The following is a 1,508-nucleotide window of genomic DNA, read 5'->3' as shown; positions in this document are numbered from 1 at the left end:
CGGCGCCGTGCCCGGCCGAGTGGGTGGCGAGCGGGTGCAGCTGGTGCAGCGGCACCCGCTCCCGCCAGCCCTCCCGCAGCGGCCGGACCTCGCCGTAGCCACGCAGGATGTGATCGAGGTGCGGCGCGCCGAACAGGGCGAGCATCGCCAGGTCGGTCTCGCGGTGGCCCCCGTGCGCGGCGGGGTCGATGAGCACGGCCTCAACGCCGCCGTCGCCCGCCGCGCCGGCCCCGCCCCCGGCCGTCCACAGGACGTTTCCCGTCCACAGGTCGCCGTGAATACGGGCGGGAGTGTCGCCGGGGTGGTCGAGTTCGCCGGCGGCCACGCGGTCGCAGGCCCGCTCGACCGCGGCCAGGTCGGCACCGTCGAGGACACCCAGGTCCACCGCGATGCGCACGAACGGCCGGACCCGCTGCTCGGCGTAGAACTCGCCCCACGAGTCGGTTGGCCTGCACTCCTGGGGACGGTTGCCGATGAAGCACCGGCCCGCCCAGCCGTCGGCGGGTGCGCCCCAGGCGGCCGCGCCCGCGTCGTGCATCGCCGCGAGCGACCGCCCGAACCGCAGAGCCGCGTCCGCCGTGGCGCGACCCGCGGGGATCTTCTCCAGGGTGATCTCGTCGTCGTCGACCCCCGTAACCTCCACGACGCGGGGCCCGCCGGGGGCCGCGGCGAGCCACGCCAGTCCGGCGGCCTCGTGGCGGAAGAAGTCGGGCCCGTGGTCCGAGCCGCGTTTGACGAACACATCGGCGCTCACGTCATGGTCTCCTTCTCGTGCGCGGGGGCTCGGTCTGCGAGATCGGGGTCGGCGGACTCGCGGCCGGCGGGCGTGCGGTGGGCACGGCCGAGCAGCGGCCCGGCCAGGGCGACGATGAGGACGCCGCCGACGATCATCGGCGTCACGGTCCAGCGCAGGCCCGCGACCTCGGCGATGAACCCGACGAGCGGCGGCGAGGCGAGGAAACCGAGGCGCATCACCCAGTTGAGCACCGCGAGCCCGGCACCGGGGGCCAGGCCGGGCACGGAGTCGGCGCCGACCATCGCGCCCGGGATGACGGTCGCGATTCCCCACCCCGCCAGCACGAACCCGGCGAGCAGGACCACCAGAAGGGTCGACCCGTCGAGCGTGAACGACGCGACGAACGCGGCGCTCGCGCCCACCATCACGAACAATCCGCCCGCGCGGGCGAGTCGGGCGGCGCCGAACCGTTCGACCAGCGCGTCGCCGCTGACGCGGCCGGCCAGCTGCGCGCCCTGCACGGCGATGAAGCCGAGCCCGGCGAGTCCCGCCCCGGCGATGGTGGTCTCGCGCAGGTAGAGCGCCGACCAGGTCTGGGCGAAGTCCTCGACGAGCTCGGCACAGCACGCGAACAGGCCGAGCGCGATCAACAGCAGGAGCGCGCGGCCGCCGGGGAGGCGGCGGGCGGCCGGGGCGGTGTCATCGGGCACTGCTTCTCCCGGCACCGCGTCGAGGTCACGGCCCCGCTCGTCCTCGGCGGCGGCGGGGCCCA

General features: G+C 75.8%; 1 protein-coding gene and 1 pseudogene. Both read right to left on the bottom strand.

Translation table 11 applies throughout. From position 1 onward, the window contains the following. Positions 1 to 754, bottom strand: a 754-nt coding sequence (locus HMPREF3086_RS04075; protein ID WP_070720277.1) for a fructosamine kinase family protein, incomplete at its 3' end; no start/stop codon positions are given. Beyond that, a pseudogene (locus HMPREF3086_RS04070) lies at positions 751 to 1,508 on the bottom strand (MFS transporter); the annotation flags it as partial. The pseudogene HMPREF3086_RS04070 and the gene HMPREF3086_RS04075, both read right to left, overlap by 4 nt.

This window comes from Dietzia sp. HMSC21D01 (assembly GCF_001815995.1).
Taxonomy (GTDB): domain Bacteria; phylum Actinomycetota; class Actinomycetes; order Mycobacteriales; family Mycobacteriaceae; genus Dietzia; species Dietzia cinnamea.
This window is presented reverse-complemented; position numbering and strand designations above follow the sequence as displayed.